The 13,361-nt window shown below is 41.6% G+C and carries 16 protein-coding genes; 9 read left to right on the top strand and 7 right to left on the bottom strand.

From position 1 onward, the window contains the following. The first annotated feature begins 3 nt into the window (after nucleotides 1–3). Nucleotides 4–924 (top strand): histone deacetylase family protein, encoded by a 921-nt coding sequence (locus tag CDG76_RS14635; protein ID WP_094349716.1) that lies wholly within the window; start codon nucleotides 4–6, stop codon nucleotides 922–924. A 148-nt stretch (nucleotides 925–1,072) separates the two neighbouring features. On the opposite strand, the gene CDG76_RS37310 is transcribed toward CDG76_RS14635, so the two are convergent. Then, nucleotides 1,073–1,240, bottom strand: a complete 168-nt coding sequence (locus tag CDG76_RS37310) for a hypothetical protein (RefSeq protein WP_190240854.1) — start codon at nucleotides 1,238–1,240, stop codon at nucleotides 1,073–1,075. Nucleotides 1,241–1,463: 223 nt separating this feature from the next. On the opposite strand from CDG76_RS37310, the gene CDG76_RS37305 reads away from it, so the two are divergent. The 4 genes from CDG76_RS37305 (at nucleotide 1,464) to CDG76_RS14620 (ending at nucleotide 4,392) form a co-directional block, all read left to right on the top strand. After that, nucleotides 1,464–1,601, top strand: a complete 138-nt coding sequence (locus tag CDG76_RS37305; protein ID WP_190240853.1) for a hypothetical protein — start codon at nucleotides 1,464–1,466, stop codon at nucleotides 1,599–1,601. 177 nt (nucleotides 1,602–1,778) lie between these two features. After that, nucleotides 1,779–2,225 (top strand): tellurite resistance TerB family protein, encoded by a 447-nt coding sequence (locus CDG76_RS14630; RefSeq protein WP_094349715.1) that lies wholly within the window; start codon nucleotides 1,779–1,781, stop codon nucleotides 2,223–2,225. A gap of 263 nt (nucleotides 2,226–2,488) precedes the next feature. Then, on the top strand, nucleotides 2,489–3,844 hold the full coding sequence (locus CDG76_RS14625) for a UDP-N-acetylmuramoyl-tripeptide--D-alanyl-D-alanine ligase (protein ID WP_094349714.1): 1,356 nt from the start codon (nucleotides 2,489–2,491) through the stop codon (nucleotides 3,842–3,844). Continuing rightward, nucleotides 3,841–4,392 carry a GNAT family N-acetyltransferase gene (locus tag CDG76_RS14620; RefSeq protein ID WP_094349713.1) on the top strand — a complete coding sequence of 184 codons (552 nt, stop codon included), beginning with the start codon at nucleotides 3,841–3,843 and terminating at the stop codon, nucleotides 4,390–4,392. The genes CDG76_RS14625 and CDG76_RS14620 overlap by 4 nt, the downstream gene beginning before the upstream one ends. Before the next feature lie 3 nt (nucleotides 4,393–4,395). Here CDG76_RS14620 and CDG76_RS14615 read toward each other — a convergent pair whose 3' ends face one another. Next, nucleotides 4,396–4,725 (bottom strand): hypothetical protein, encoded by a 330-nt coding sequence (locus tag CDG76_RS14615; RefSeq protein WP_094349712.1) that lies wholly within the window; start codon nucleotides 4,723–4,725, stop codon nucleotides 4,396–4,398. A gap of 204 nt (nucleotides 4,726–4,929) precedes the next feature. Further along, nucleotides 4,930–5,331, bottom strand: a complete 402-nt coding sequence (locus CDG76_RS14610) for a fasciclin domain-containing protein (RefSeq protein ID WP_094349711.1) — start codon at nucleotides 5,329–5,331, stop codon at nucleotides 4,930–4,932. Nucleotides 5,332–5,500: 169 nt separating this feature from the next. On the opposite strand from CDG76_RS14610, the gene CDG76_RS14605 reads away from it, so the two are divergent. Then, entirely contained in the window at nucleotides 5,501–6,436 is a 936-nt protein-coding gene (locus CDG76_RS14605; RefSeq protein ID WP_094349710.1) for a putative 2-dehydropantoate 2-reductase, read from the top strand. A gap of 60 nt (nucleotides 6,437–6,496) precedes the next feature. On the opposite strand, the gene CDG76_RS14600 is transcribed toward CDG76_RS14605, so the two are convergent. After that, nucleotides 6,497–6,724, bottom strand: coding sequence for a hypothetical protein (locus tag CDG76_RS14600; protein WP_094349709.1), 228 nt, complete (start codon nucleotides 6,722–6,724; stop codon nucleotides 6,497–6,499). Between the two features lie 103 nt (nucleotides 6,725–6,827). After that, on the bottom strand, nucleotides 6,828–7,100 hold the full coding sequence (locus tag CDG76_RS14595; RefSeq protein ID WP_143854088.1) for a hypothetical protein: 273 nt from the start codon (nucleotides 7,098–7,100) through the stop codon (nucleotides 6,828–6,830). Between the two features lie 369 nt (nucleotides 7,101–7,469). Here CDG76_RS14595 and CDG76_RS14590 point away from each other — a divergent pair, with 369 nt between their 5' ends. Further along, nucleotides 7,470–9,827, top strand: coding sequence for an AAA family ATPase (locus CDG76_RS14590; protein WP_094349707.1), 2,358 nt, complete (start codon nucleotides 7,470–7,472; stop codon nucleotides 9,825–9,827). 16 nt (nucleotides 9,828–9,843) lie between these two features. Here CDG76_RS14590 and CDG76_RS14585 read toward each other — a convergent pair whose 3' ends face one another. Next, nucleotides 9,844–10,314: a GAF domain-containing protein gene (locus CDG76_RS14585; RefSeq protein ID WP_094349706.1), complete on the bottom strand. Its 471-nt coding sequence runs from the start codon at nucleotides 10,312–10,314 to the stop codon at nucleotides 9,844–9,846. Nucleotides 10,315–10,492: 178 nt separating this feature from the next. Between CDG76_RS14585 and CDG76_RS14580 the strand changes: the two genes are divergently transcribed. Next, nucleotides 10,493–11,035: a Uma2 family endonuclease gene (locus tag CDG76_RS14580; protein ID WP_094349705.1), complete on the top strand. Its 543-nt coding sequence runs from the start codon at nucleotides 10,493–10,495 to the stop codon at nucleotides 11,033–11,035. A 211-nt stretch (nucleotides 11,036–11,246) separates the two neighbouring features. Then, nucleotides 11,247–11,990 (top strand): DUF561 domain-containing protein, encoded by a 744-nt coding sequence (locus CDG76_RS14575; RefSeq protein WP_094349704.1) that lies wholly within the window; start codon nucleotides 11,247–11,249, stop codon nucleotides 11,988–11,990. Nucleotides 11,991–12,090: 100 nt separating this feature from the next. Here the strand turns inward: CDG76_RS14575 and CDG76_RS14570 are convergent, their stop codons facing one another. Beyond that, complete coding sequence (locus CDG76_RS14570) at nucleotides 12,091–13,239, bottom strand: DegT/DnrJ/EryC1/StrS family aminotransferase (protein ID WP_094349703.1); 1,149 nt, start codon at nucleotides 13,237–13,239, stop codon at nucleotides 12,091–12,093. Nucleotides 13,240–13,361 lie beyond the last annotated feature (122 nt).

The following is a 13,361-nucleotide window of genomic DNA, read 5'->3' as shown; positions in this document are numbered from 1 at the left end:
CCTATGCTACCAGTCATATATTCCGACGAATTTTTAGATCACAAGACTGGAAAATACCATCCCGAAAAACCAGAACGTTTAAGTGCGATCGCAAATGCCCTAAAAGCAGCTACATTTGCAGATCAAATCACTTGGCACTTCCCTACACCAGCATCAGAACAGCCATCGCTGATGTCTTCGTTGGTTAGAGCACATAGCCCAGCCTACATCAAAAAACTGTGGCAAATCGCTTCTAGTGGTGGCGGCCCTTTGGATGGAGATACTCCAGTTTCTCCGCGCAGTTATGATGTGGCATTGTTGGCAGTCAGTGCATGGTTGGATGGAGTTGAGGTTGTGTTAGGGTCGGCTAATCCAGCTTTTGTACTTGCGCGTCCCCCAGGACATCATGCTGAAAGTGATGCAGGGATGGGCTTTTGTCTATTTTCTAATGCCGCGATCGCCGCTTTATTTGCTTTAGAACAACCTGGAATTAACCGCGTCGCCATCCTTGATTGGGATGTACATCATGGTAATGGTACTCAGTCTATTGTAGAAACTTATCCCCAAATTGCTTATTGCTCGTTACATCAATACCCGTGTTATCCCGGTACTGGGAGAGCTACAGAACGGGGTTTTCACAATAATATCCTCAATTTGCCTATACCCCCAGGTAGCGATATTACAGTATATCAGCCGCTGTTTGAAAACAAGGTAGTACCGTTTTTAGCCAACTTCCAGCCAGATTTACTAATTGTGAGTGCTGGTTACGATGCCAATGCGGAAGATCCTTTGGCAAGTATCAATTTGCAACCAGAAGACTATGCTTTATTTACTGATTATTGTTTGGGGATAACTCGTAAAATTCTATTTGGCTTAGAAGGTGGTTACGACTTTGATAGTCTTTCTCAATCAGTTGTAGCGACGATTGAACGCTGTTTACTTTAAGCTTGTCTTGTTTATCCTATTTCACGACATACCTGATATATATACTGACGATCGCAGTTACCAAGGGTAATAGCCTAAATTCTCTGCGAAGATTTGGGAACACTGAATACTGACGCGGTTATAGCTGACATACAGTTATGAAAATTTCTCACAAACTGGTTGCAAGCTTTGTTGGTGTTTCCTTATTAAGGAGTGTAGTTGGTACGGTTGCGATCGCCGACAATGGTTGTGCGATACCTGAAACAGTGCGATCGTGCCCAATGCCTTTCAGGAGTGGTGAGTGCTGAGTGGGGAATCTCACTTCTTTACTCAGCACGGGCTAAACCTTAGCTATCTGCTAACGCAACTGTTTTGCCCCATTCTCCATTCCCTTTTTTATAAACTTCATAGAATCTTCAGAAAGAAAAATTTTCAGCGGGGTTCTGAAAGAGCTAAAGTTTTGTTAAGATGCAATTGCTAGCAGTTTCTCAGCGAAATTCACCTATCGGGGTGTGGAGAAATAAAAAGCACAATCAGCACAAATTCCGAAAGGTGAAGCAATGACCACCTATATTTTTTTCGATGAAGCCCTACGAATGCTGACCAACGCCTATTTGATATCAGTAGTACTGTTAATGGCAGCTTCTGGTATAGGTTTGGCGGTGATTGAGACAATAGAAAAGACAGGAGAACGCTAAGTTTACGGATGGCAATGTAGTTCCTGCCAAAAACCTTTGGATACAAGTGTTCGCCGTGAATAAATCCTGGGAACACTAAAGGATGAAAGTCTTATAGCGTTATAGTCTTACCTGTAAATCTACCAAACATACAGGTAAAAGTAACGCTATTGGGACTCTAACCAAGGAGCTACTACAATGGGTCTATTCGACGCTGTGTTGGGTACAGAAAGCCAAACCCAAGCAGCACTCAATCCAGCGGAAGCTTTTGCTGTCATTATATTGACGGCAACGGCTTCAGACGGTTATCTTTCTGTTGAGCAAGCAAATTCTACCATTTCTGTGCTGTCTCGGATGAAACTTTTTAAAAGTTATCCCAATGAAATGATGAACAGGCTGTTTGACAAAATCTTGGGCATTCTCCAGGGTGATGGCTTTAATGCTTTGTTTAATGCAGCCAAAGATTCTCTATCTCAAGAGTTGCGGGAAGCAGCTTTTGCAGTAGCCACCGATTTAGTCCTAACTGAAGGTATTATACCTGAAGAAGAAAAAAACTTCTTAAATGATTTATATCAAGCTTTAGGGGTTTCTAGTGAGATAGCAATACAAATTGTGGAAGTAATCTTAATTAAAAATCGCGCATAGGGCGATTGAACATAACTTGTTATGCCCATTGTCCTGACTTGATTAAACTGTATAAGTAGCTTATAAACAAAGTGTGGCAAGGAAGTTGAGCTTCTTTGCCACTATTTTTTGCTGTTCTTTGATTATTTATTTGCGCTCGTTCAATATCCATTAGAGATATTGCATTACAACGTCTCTACATCGATCGTATAAATTATCTCATCTCAACAATATTATGTCATAATTCGATTTTATGATTTTGAACTTTAAATTGTAAATTGCTTATGCGTTGTTCTGCCACCCTAAACCAACTGGCTGAAGTTATTTTGGCCCATTCTGTAAACTTATCTGAAACTGCTTTAACACAAGTCACTAGCGGTATCCAAACAGATAGCCGTAGCTTGAAACCAGGTGAAGTATTTGTCGCTTTCCGAGGCGATAAGTTTGATGGACATGAATTTGTGCCAACTGCGATCGCAAAAGGGGCAATAGCTGCAATTGTAGATTTTGAATACGAAAATCCGGGATTTCCTGTACTAAAAGTAAAAGACACCCTCAAGGCATATCAAAAACTTGGCCGATGGTGGCGCGATCGCTTTAATATTCCTGTAATTGGTGTAACGGGTTCCGTGGGTAAAACTACAACCAAAGAATTGATCGCCGCAGTTTTAGGAACAAAGGGACGAGTTCACAAAACTTATGGAAATTACAACAACGAAATCGGTGTTCCGAAAACTCTGCTAGAACTTGGTGCAGAACATGACTACGCCGTGATTGAAATGGCGATGCGCGGTAGGGGACAAATTGCCGAACTGACACAAATAGCGCGTCCAACAATTGGAGTAATTACCAATGTGGGAACGGCGCATATTGAGTTACTAGGTTCCGAAGAAGCGATCGCTGAGGCAAAATGTGAGTTGTTAGTCGAAATGGCTGCTGATAGTGTGGCAATTCTCAACCACGACAATCCCCTATTAATGGCTACAGCAGCGAAAGTTTGGCATGGAAAAGTTTTGACTTACGGCTTTTCTGGCGGGGATATTCAAGGGCAGTTAATTGATAACGAAACTGTGGAAGTCGCAGGAATCCAACTACCTCTACCTTTACCTGGGCGTCATAATGCGACCAATTTCTTGGCAGCTTTAGCGGTGGCAAAGGTTTTAGGGATCGATTGGGCAAGCCTCAAAGCAGGTGTGAATGTGGATATGCCCACAGGGCGATCGCAGCGATTTACCTTACCCAACGATGTGGTAATCTTAGATGAAACTTATAATGCTGCACCAGAAGCTATGATTGCAGCATTGCAATTATTGGCAGATACACCCGGAAAGCGGAAGATAGCCGTGTTGGGTGCAATGAAAGAATTGGGAGAGCGATCGCAGCAGTTGCACCAGCGAGTGGGAGAAACAGTGCGAAAGTTGAATTTAGATGGCTTGTTGGTTTTGGTAGATGGACAAGATGCCGAAGCGATCGCTCTTAGTGCCGAGGGTATTCCATCGGAATGCTTTGCAACTCATGCCGAATTGGTGGCTAGGTTGAAGACATTTGTGCAAGGAGGCGATCGTTTATTATTCAAAGCCGCCCATTCTGTAGGACTAGATCGGGTTGTCAATCAATTACGTGCAGAATTTCCCAAATGATACCACTAGAAACTCAACGTCTCATACTACGAGATTTTGTAGAATCAGATTGGTCAGAGGTTCATAAATACGCTGCTGATGCTGAAGTTGTGCGTTACTTGACTTTTGGCCCGAATAGTGAAGAAGATACCAAAAACTTTTTGCAAAGAGAGATTTCATTGCAAAGTAAAGAACCCCGTCAGCATTTTGCCTTAGCAGTGACCTTGAAACCCCAAAAGCAATTAATTGGTATCTGTCGCATATCCGTTCAGGATACTAATAAGAAAATAGGCTCTATTGGATACTCTTTTACTAAGGAATTTTGGGGACAAGGATATGCAACTAAAGCTGTAAAAGCAGTTGTATCATTTGGTTTTCAGGAGTTAGGCTTACATCGCATCTTTGCCACTTGTCACCCAGAAAACATTGCCTCAGCACGAGTTATGCAAAAAATCGGAATGCAACAAGAAGGATATTTGCGAGAACACCATTGGATTAAGGGAGAATGGCGAGACTCTTGGCTATATGCCATCCTTGAGCATGAATGGAGAGGTGTGAATCACCTATAGACTTCAGTTGAAAAGACTAGGACTGTTACTGTAGCGTCTTTGAAAAAGAATTGCTGCCAAATTAGTCACTAAACAGGTGATTGCTAGCCACAGCAATATATAAGTAGGAGCCATTACCACGCCAATCTGGAACCAAGTATATACGTGCAATATCATTACAGAAGCGAAAAAGCTGGCAATTCCAGCAGATTGCCACACTTGATGCGATGGGCGGCGTAACGCCACCAGGCTCATCGTTAAAATTGTGACAAGTAAGTTCGCTGGTACCAGAAATGCACAAATACTTATGCAGTTGCCACGAGAGAACTCAGCTAGGGTGTTAAAATCGAGCATTAATTTATTGGGATAGATGTTAGCTTTTTAAGAATTTAGTTTATTGTATTTAAAATAACGAAATATATATTAAGGTATGAGTGAGTAATCACATTGCAAATATAACATAATTTAAACTATTGAGTTGCCTTTTGATACTACCAATAGTTAGTTAATTATAAAGATTTTGGATAAGTAGGGTGGAAAACACCCACCCTAGCTGAATTAACCCGGTAAAATTACCGTATCGATAACGTGTACCACACCATTATCAGCTTCGATATCTGCTGCTAAAACTGTGGCATTTTTAACTTCAAAACCATCAGAAGAATGAATTTTAATGGGTGAACCTTCCACAGAATTAACCGTACCGAGTTGTGCCAAATCAGCCTGTAGCAGCTTTCCGGGAACGACATGATACTTTAGAATCCGCGTCAACTGGGGAATGTTTTGTAACAGAGTTTGGATAGTTCCCGCTGGTAACTTGGCAAAAGCATCGTCATTTGGTGCAAAGACAGTGAACGGGCCAGGACTTTTTAATGTTTCTACTAAACCAGCAGCTTGTACAGCCGCCACAAGTGTTTTAAACGACTCAGCCGTAACTGCAATATCAACAATATCAGCCATATATCTTACCTAAATCTCTGCAAAAGATTTTAAAGGATAATAAACCTCTTTTAAGTTTTATTAAACAAAATAAATTTAAAATCAGGCGTTGAATAAACTACACCTAGATGCTTACTCCCGTCAGACATCGCCTTATGATGTTTCTAGGAAAATTCCGTTATATAAAGAAATGTCCGATCGCACGTATGCCATTCTGGGAACTGGAGCATTAGGTGGATTCTATGGCGCCAGACTGCAAAAAGCTGGGTTGGATGTCCACTTTTTGCTCAAGAGTGATTACGAACAGGTAAAGAAATATGGTTTAGTGGTAGAGTCCAAAGACGCTGACTTTACCCTTCCTGAAGTCCACGCCTACAACGACGTAGAAAAGATGCCACAATGCGATGTGGTAGTGGTGGCACTGAAGACGACGCAAAACCATTTACTACCAAAGATGTTGCCACCTGTAGTTAAAGATAATGGGGTGGTGTTGGTATTACAGAATGGACTTGGTGTAGAAGAGGAAGTCGCTGAAATTGTTGGTAATGTAACTGTTATCGGTGGATTGTGCTTTTTGTGTTCTAACAAAGTGGGGCCAGGGCATATACACCATCTAGACTATGGGCAAATTAACTTCAGTGAATATACCCCTAATTATCAGCCTAGTGGGATAACTGAGAGGATGCAGCAAATTGCTGATGACTTTGAAAGCGCTGGTATCTCAATTGAATTAGCTGAAGATTTACTACTAGCACGTTGGAAAAAGTTGGTGTGGAATATCCCGTACAATGGGCTTTCTGTGATTCTCAACGCTAGAACTGATGAATTAATGGCGTATGAGTACACTAGCAAGTTAGTTGAACAGTTGATGTATGAAGTAGCGGCGGGGGCGAAAAGTTATGGGCGGATTATTAGCGATCGCTTCATTCAAACAATGCTCGATTATACTGTCAAAATGACACCTTACCGCCCCAGCATGAAAATTGACTACGACGAACATCGTCCCTTGGAGGTAGAAGCAATTTTCGGCAACCCATTACGAAAAGCCCAAGCAGTAGGTGTGCATTTAGTGCAGATTAGCTGTTTATACCACCAGTTGAAGTTTTTAGATGCCAGGGAAAAGTGAGGGAGATGGGGGAGACAAGAGAGGCAATTCTTTACTCCTAACTCCTAACTCCCCCAATTTTTAACGCAGGGATTCAAAAATGACTGCTATTGTCATTAAACACAACAGGATAATTCCCAGTGGAAGCAACAACTGTTGTAAAAGGTACAGCAATATGGGTATGATTTGTAAGATACCCAAACCACTAGATAAAACGTAAGCGATCGCAATGCCGAATAGCACCAACAAAAAATATTTTAAGGATTTCGAGGCAAAGCGAAATAAAAGCGTATCCTGATTTGCGTCCATAGTTTTACTCACGAAAGTAGCTGATTTTTGAGCAATGAATATTCTTTTTGATTCCCCCACTCCTCCTTAAAAAATAGGCTTTGGGGAATCAACAGTATTAGTTTTATGATTGGATAATTGCCTTGTTAGTTGAATTATTCAAAGATTCTTGCTGCCTTTGCGGATTGTTTTGCTTTTCGTAATTAACTAATAATTGGAATGAAATAAACAAGCCCAACAACAGGAGCAAAAACGAGCCAAACCCAGAGGAATACTTATTTATTTCGCGCTCAACACCACATTTGAGGCAAACATATCTATTGGGATTACGCGTATCTTGGGCAAAAGGGCACTGATTCTGATTGCAATCATGATGACAATCTTTGTCTAACATCATTGAACCTCCTGTAAAGTAAAGACTTACATACTTAGTTGTAAATACGCTCTACAGAATCTAGTTAGTTAATACCCACTGCCTGTTTAGTAGACACCACTTTCATGAGTAATTAATATGGCACAGTAACAGCTGTGATTTACTAAGCTTGCAGTAGTAGCGCTCTCTAAATCTCTCCTCAACCACCTTTTATTGGCGCTTAACTTAACTTTGCCTGTATTACTTACAAGAGTAATACAACCCCAAACGCTTTGCAGTCGGATAAAGTAAATTCCCTACCGAGTAGGAAAAAGTATTTTGTAGTATGCCAAGTAGGAAGAAGTAGTAAAAATATCGTTATAATGAATTACAAATGATACATCAAGTTAGCAAATGGGTGTAGAAGAGGCCTTAGAGTTTGTAGATAACTTGGTTTTTCTCAAGACGGGAGAACACTTAGATAAAACTCAAAGGATTATCTTGCGTCATTTGTGGGAGGATGAAAGGCGGACTTACCAGGATATTGCCAACAGTCTTCGTTATACAGAAGCGCATTTAAAATCAGTTGGCGCAGAACTTTGGCATTTACTATCAAAAGTGCTGGGAGTGAAAGTCTCCAAATCTACCTTCCAAGGCGTGGTTCAGGGATTTAGAACAACTCAACAGTCGCTAAAAATCAGCCATATTCCCAATTTAGAGGGCAATGGCACTAAACCCCAAGATTTAGATTCTAACTTTGTAGGGCGCGATCGCCAAATAGCCGAACTCCACACCCTTGTTAGTCGGGGAGCAAAAGTTATCCTCATCCAGGGTGAAGGTGGTGTTGGTAAAACAACCTTAGCACGCAAATATTTTAAAACTCAAAAGTTTAATTTTGTCCTAGAACTGTGGATGGCCACAGAAATCCAAAACCTCACACCAGTGGAAAGTGTGGTTGAGGAATGGCTACGACGATACTTTAACGAAGAACCAGGATGTGACTTTGGTATCAGCTTAGAACGACTACGGCGCAAACTCCGAGAGCAAACTTCTAAAATTGGGGTGTTTATTGATAATCTAGAAACTGCTCTCGATAAAAATGGCAAGTTTCTAGAAGATCGTCGCCCTTATGTTGAGCTATTGAGAGTATTAGCAGATTCGGATGTACATACAATTACTTTAGTAACAAGTCGTGAGCGTTTACGAGAGTCTAGCGTAGAGGTTCATCTCTATCCACTCGAAGGTTTAGATGATGAAGCATGGCGACAGTTTTTTAGCCGTCGCCACATCAATTGTGATTCTACTATTCTCGGTGAAATGTGCAGTGCTTATGGAGGTAACGCCAAAGCCATGCAAATTCTCCGAGGAGCAATATTGACAGATTTTTCTGGTGACATACACGCCTATTGGCAGGAAAACTGTACATATTTATTAATAGAAAGAGAGTTAAAAGATTTAGTCGCCAGTCAATTTACCCGTCTCCAAGAAAATGACTTAGAAGCCTATCGCCTCTTGTGTCGCTTAGGATGCTATCGTTATCAAGATATTACTTCAGTACCTATTGAAGGAGTTTTATGTTTACTTTGGGATGTCCCCGAACAAAAACGTAGAGGAGTAATTAAAGCTCTGCAAGATTTGTCTTTAATAGAAGCAAAAAAAGGACAATATTGGCTGCATCCGGTAATTCGTGACGAAGCGATTAGCAGGTTAAGGTTAGTCAGTGAAGAATGGGAATTAGTCAACCGCAAAGCCGCAGAATTTTGGACGCAAAAGGTTGAAGTAGTTAAAAATATTACAGATGCTTTGACCGCTTTAGAAGCTTACTATCACTATGTAGAAATTAGTGATTTTGAGCAAGCAGGTGATGTCATTTTACAAGGAAGAGGTAACAAGTGGGGTACAGGACTGCCTTTGGGTTCTTGCTTTTACCAACTGGGGCTGCTCCAAAAAAATTTTTCTGTAATCAAAAGGATAATAGATGATGTCAAATCCCAAAAAAGACTGATTAAACTTTATATTATCCTTGGGTATACATATCGAATTATCGGTTGCGTTAGAGAAGCTATAGAGTGCTATGAGAAATCAGGAGAAATATTAGAAGAGTTAGATGAAAAGCTAACGAAAATCTCTATTTTGTTCAATACAGGACTTTGCAAGCAGGAATTATGGGAAATAGAAGCTGCCGAAGATTGTTTTAATGCTGTTTGCAACCTTGCTGAACAAAATAGCAATCTTGATGATTACATGGCATACTCTCAATGCTGTTTGGCTTTGATAAAATCATTTGCTGGTAGTAAAGAAGATGCCTTTCATCTTGCTGAACAAGCATTTTTGGCTATGTCATCATCAGCTAGAGTAACTTTATGGGGAATTGGGCATAGTTTAGTAAGTCTCTGCTTAACTTATAAGAATTTAGGTAATCTTAAAAAATCCTTTGAGTTGTGCCAACGAGCTATATTTCATGCTGAAGAAAACAATTTTACCCAAATCAAAGCTAAAGCTATAAGTTCTCTAGCTGAACTTTTTCGAGAACAGGGAGAATTTAACAAAGCAATTTTTCATCATTCAGAAGCAATAGAAATTCTTGATAAAATCGGTGCGAAATCAGACTTAGCTGAGGCTTATTATCAGTTGGCATTGACTCATAAAAAAATGGGTGAAATTGCTAAGAGTAGGGAAAGTTTTGTCCAAGGTATCGCACTCTTTAACGAAATGCAAGCACCCAGGCAAGTTGAGAAAGTACAAACAGCAATGGAGCATTTTGAGAAATAAGCAATACTATTTGATATTAACTGACGATTTTCCGGCTAATGGCCTCTCCAATCTTCATCAGTGTCTCTTCCTCTTGAGGAGTAAATTCGTAGGGAACTGGCTTGGCAATGCCCAAGATACCATGCAATCGACCATTCAGCATCAGCGGCACTGCGATGGAACCTTCTACCTTCGTTTCTTTTGCTGAGGGTCTCGCCACTCCTGATTCGTCGGTTTGCAGGTTGCAAATCTGTACGGGTCGCTTGCGTTCGGCGGCGACACCAGCCATTCCTTTACCAATGGGAATTATCGTCATTTTAGGCAAAAGCAATTCTGGAATGCCCTGATAAGCCTTTAGGTGCAATAACTGGCTGTCTTTATCTAGGGTATGGATGCTACCTGTAGAGCAGTCGAAAGCGGCCAGGATTTCGGTCAGCAGTCGGTTCCAGTCTATGGCAGACCCTTCATCAATCAGGATAGCAAAAATGGGTTTGGTATCTGAAGTCATAGTCGTAGGAAATAAAGTTTAATCATAAACGCGGAAAATAATTAGGAAAATTCATTTAGCAAAACCAATTTTCCCTTTCCACATCCCTTGAAAATTCATGAGAATTCATGGGGCGATCGCACCTGGAGAGTTCTGTTGTCTCCATAATATAAATACAAGGCGTGTAACTAGAGGTTTTATGTCCCTAACGCTTGAAGACTTGGAACAAATGCAGCAACAGCATCCCGACTTCCGCATGGAACTAGTCAAGGGTAATATTATTGTTTCGAGTCCATCAGGATACGAATCAGCGGAAGTCGCAGCCGCGATGATTGCCCAGTTACATAACTGGGTTAGACCACGCAAACTTGGACGAACAGCAGCTTCTAGCGCCGGTTTCAGGTTGCCTAATTCCGATTTGCGCGCACCAGATGCCTCATTTGTTTTAGCCGAACGTTTGCGTCGCAGTCCGAAGTCTTTTGCTCAATTGGCTCCCGATTTGACTGTAGAGGTGAAGTCCCCTAGCGATAATTTAGAGGATCTGAGAGCCAAAATTCAAGAATTTCTGAGTTTAGGAACTAAGGTAGGAATTTTGCTCAATCCAGATGAGCGGATTGTTGAAGTTTACAACTTTGGACAAGAGCCAATAATACTTCGTGATGGCGATATTTTAACAGTTCCCGAACTGCTCCCAGGATGGGAAGTACAAATCGCAGATTTATGGCCTCTAGAGTTTGACTAGAATAGTGGTTAAAACCCTACAGACGTAGATAGATCAGATTAGAAGTTTATGCGATCGCTTTCAGTACAGATGGCAAAACTTTGATTAGTGGCAATAAGGATAAAATTATCAAAAAACTATCAATATTTGGCAACTACCATAGTGATTTAGTCCCCGATCAACTGAGGGACGGTAGAATATACCTAATTTTCGTAGCTTCAAAAGCCAAACTATGACGATGCATTCCACACTCCAACGTGCATTTACTAACCGCCGCGTTCTCAAAGTGATTAGCGGTTTGAATAACTTCGACGCTGCTAGTGTCGCTGCTACTGTCAAAGCTGCTGAATTTGGCGGTGCTACTTTTGTCGATATTGCCGCCGATCCAGCTTTAGTCCAGCTAGCTAAAAGTTTGACAAATTTATCTATTTGTGTTTCAGCAGTAGAGCCAGAGAAATTTGTGCAAGCTGTCGCAGCTGGTGCTGATTTAATTGAAATCGGGAATTTCGATTCCTTCTATGCTCAAGGACGCCGCTTTGAAGCTCTAGAAGTGCTAGCGCTGACTAAGCAAACCCGCGCTCTCCTGCCGGAAATCACCCTATCTGTCACCGTTCCCCACATCCTGGAACTAGATCAACAAGTACAGCTAGCAGAAGAACTGGTGAAAGCTGGAGCAGACATTATCCAAACCGAAGGCGGTACTAGCAGTAACCCAGTTCACCCCGGAACTCTAGGATTAATTGAAAAAGCTGCTCCCACCTTGGCAGCAGCTTTTGAAATTTCCCGTGTAGTGTCAGTGCCAGTATTGTGTGCTTCCGGCATTTCTAACGTTACCGCACCATTAGCGATCGCGGCTGGTGCTGCTGGTGTTGGTGTTGGTTCCGCCATCAACCAACTCAATAGCGAAGTCGCAATGATTGCCGCAGTGCGTGGACTAGTAGAAGCCTTAGCGACTGCAAATGCAGTAAGGAGTTAAGAGTTATGAGTTAGGAGTGATGAGTGATGAGTTAAGAGTTATGAGTTGAAGAAACTTATTTATTCAAAACTTTTAACTTCTAACTCCTAACTCCTAACTTCTAACTCCTAACTTCCTTCAATGCATAAATCACCTGATCTTGCTGCTGTTGTGTCAGTTCTGGGAACATAGGCAAGGATATAACCTCATGGCAAGCTTGCTCTGCTATTGGTAAGTCCCCAATTTCATAGCCCAGACTTTGATAAACTGGCTGCAAATGTAAAGGGTGGGGGTAGTAAATCATTGAACTCACACCCTGTTCTTGCAATTGACTACGCACCCAATCTCGGTATTTGGCGCTAGAACCATTGCGCCCTTCGCCGGATATGCGAATAGTGTATTGATTCCATACCCCAATACCCTCAGGTAATTCTTGGGGCGGGATAATCCCCGGAACTTGGCTAAGGTACTGGTAGTAATAGTTGGCAATATCTCGGCGGCGATCGTTCCAAATATCTAAATAACGTAGCTTAATCTGCAAAATAGCGGCTTGGAGAGCATCCAAGCGGCTATTTACACCGATTTCCTCGTGTAAATATCGAATCTTACTACCATGATCTCTTAGTATTCGCAGTTTAGTAGCGATCGCTGGATCGTTAGTCGTTATTGCTCCGCCATCGCCGCAACCACCAAGATTTTTGGTGGGGTAGAAACTAAAGCAACCAATATGTCCAATACTTCCGACTTTTTCACCCGCCCAAATTGCGCCTGTAGACTGAGCGCAATCTTCAATTATTGACAAATTGTGAGACTGAGCGATCGCCATTAATGATGTCATATCCACAGGTTGTCCAAAGAGGTGAACCGGGATAATCGCTTTAGTTTTAGGTGTAATCGCCGCTGCAACTTGCTCCACATCTAAATTAAACGTAGTCGCGTCAATATCAACAAAAACAGGCTTTGCACCGACGGCGCTAATCACTTCAGATGTCGCAATAAAGGTGAAAGGCGTTGTAATCACTTCATCGCCTGCACCAATGTCCAAGACTCGTAACGCTAAGTAGAGCGCATCAGTACCAGAATTACAAGCCACACATTCAGTAACAGTATTATAAGCGGCAAATTGTTGTTCAAAGCCTTCGACTAAGGGGCCGCCAATATAGCGGCCAGAAGCTAAAACCTCTAAGACCGCTGCACTTACTTCTGCTTCGATGGTGGTGTATTGTTGCTTGATATCAAAGACAGGGATGGGATTTACACTTTGGATCATGAGTTCTCATTTTATCGGGAGATACAAAGGATGCACTTCGACAGTCAATTTTTGCTGATTGAATTGTGAATCAAAGAGGAGCTATGAAAAGACTATCGCCCAAGATACGCATCTATTAGGGT

Source organism: Nostoc sp. 'Peltigera membranacea cyanobiont' 210A, assembly GCF_002246015.1.
Taxonomy (GTDB): Bacteria; Cyanobacteriota; Cyanobacteriia; order Cyanobacteriales; family Nostocaceae; genus Nostoc.
Note: the sequence above shows the minus strand (reverse complement) of the source record. Positions and strands in the feature narration are given on the sequence as shown.

Coding starts and splice junctions, on each gene's coding strand:
- CDG76_RS14635 (WP_094349716.1), top strand. CDS start 4: ATGCTACCAGTCATATATTCCGACGAATTTTTAGATCACAAGACTGGA.
- CDG76_RS37305 (WP_190240853.1), top strand. CDS start 1,464: ATGACCACCTATATTTTTTTCGATGAAGCCCTACGAATGCTGACCAAC.
- CDG76_RS14630 (WP_094349715.1), top strand. CDS start 1,779: ATGGGTCTATTCGACGCTGTGTTGGGTACAGAAAGCCAAACCCAAGCA.
- CDG76_RS14625 (WP_094349714.1), top strand. CDS start 2,489: ATGCGTTGTTCTGCCACCCTAAACCAACTGGCTGAAGTTATTTTGGCC.
- CDG76_RS14620 (WP_094349713.1), top strand. CDS start 3,841: ATGATACCACTAGAAACTCAACGTCTCATACTACGAGATTTTGTAGAA.
- CDG76_RS14615 (WP_094349712.1), bottom strand. CDS start 4,725: ATGCTCGATTTTAACACCCTAGCTGAGTTCTCTCGTGGCAACTGCATA.
- CDG76_RS14610 (WP_094349711.1), bottom strand. CDS start 5,331: ATGGCTGATATTGTTGATATTGCAGTTACGGCTGAGTCGTTTAAAACA.
- CDG76_RS14605 (WP_094349710.1), top strand. CDS start 5,501: ATGTCCGATCGCACGTATGCCATTCTGGGAACTGGAGCATTAGGTGGA.
- CDG76_RS14600 (WP_094349709.1), bottom strand. CDS start 6,724: ATGGACGCAAATCAGGATACGCTTTTATTTCGCTTTGCCTCGAAATCC.
- CDG76_RS14595 (WP_143854088.1), bottom strand. CDS start 7,100: ATGATGTTAGACAAAGATTGTCATCATGATTGCAATCAGAATCAGTGC.
- CDG76_RS14590 (WP_094349707.1), top strand. CDS start 7,470: ATGGGTGTAGAAGAGGCCTTAGAGTTTGTAGATAACTTGGTTTTTCTC.
- CDG76_RS14585 (WP_094349706.1), bottom strand. CDS start 10,314: ATGACTTCAGATACCAAACCCATTTTTGCTATCCTGATTGATGAAGGG.
- CDG76_RS14580 (WP_094349705.1), top strand. CDS start 10,493: ATGTCCCTAACGCTTGAAGACTTGGAACAAATGCAGCAACAGCATCCC.
- CDG76_RS14575 (WP_094349704.1), top strand. CDS start 11,247: ATGACGATGCATTCCACACTCCAACGTGCATTTACTAACCGCCGCGTT.
- CDG76_RS14570 (WP_094349703.1), bottom strand. CDS start 13,239: ATGATCCAAAGTGTAAATCCCATCCCTGTCTTTGATATCAAGCAACAA.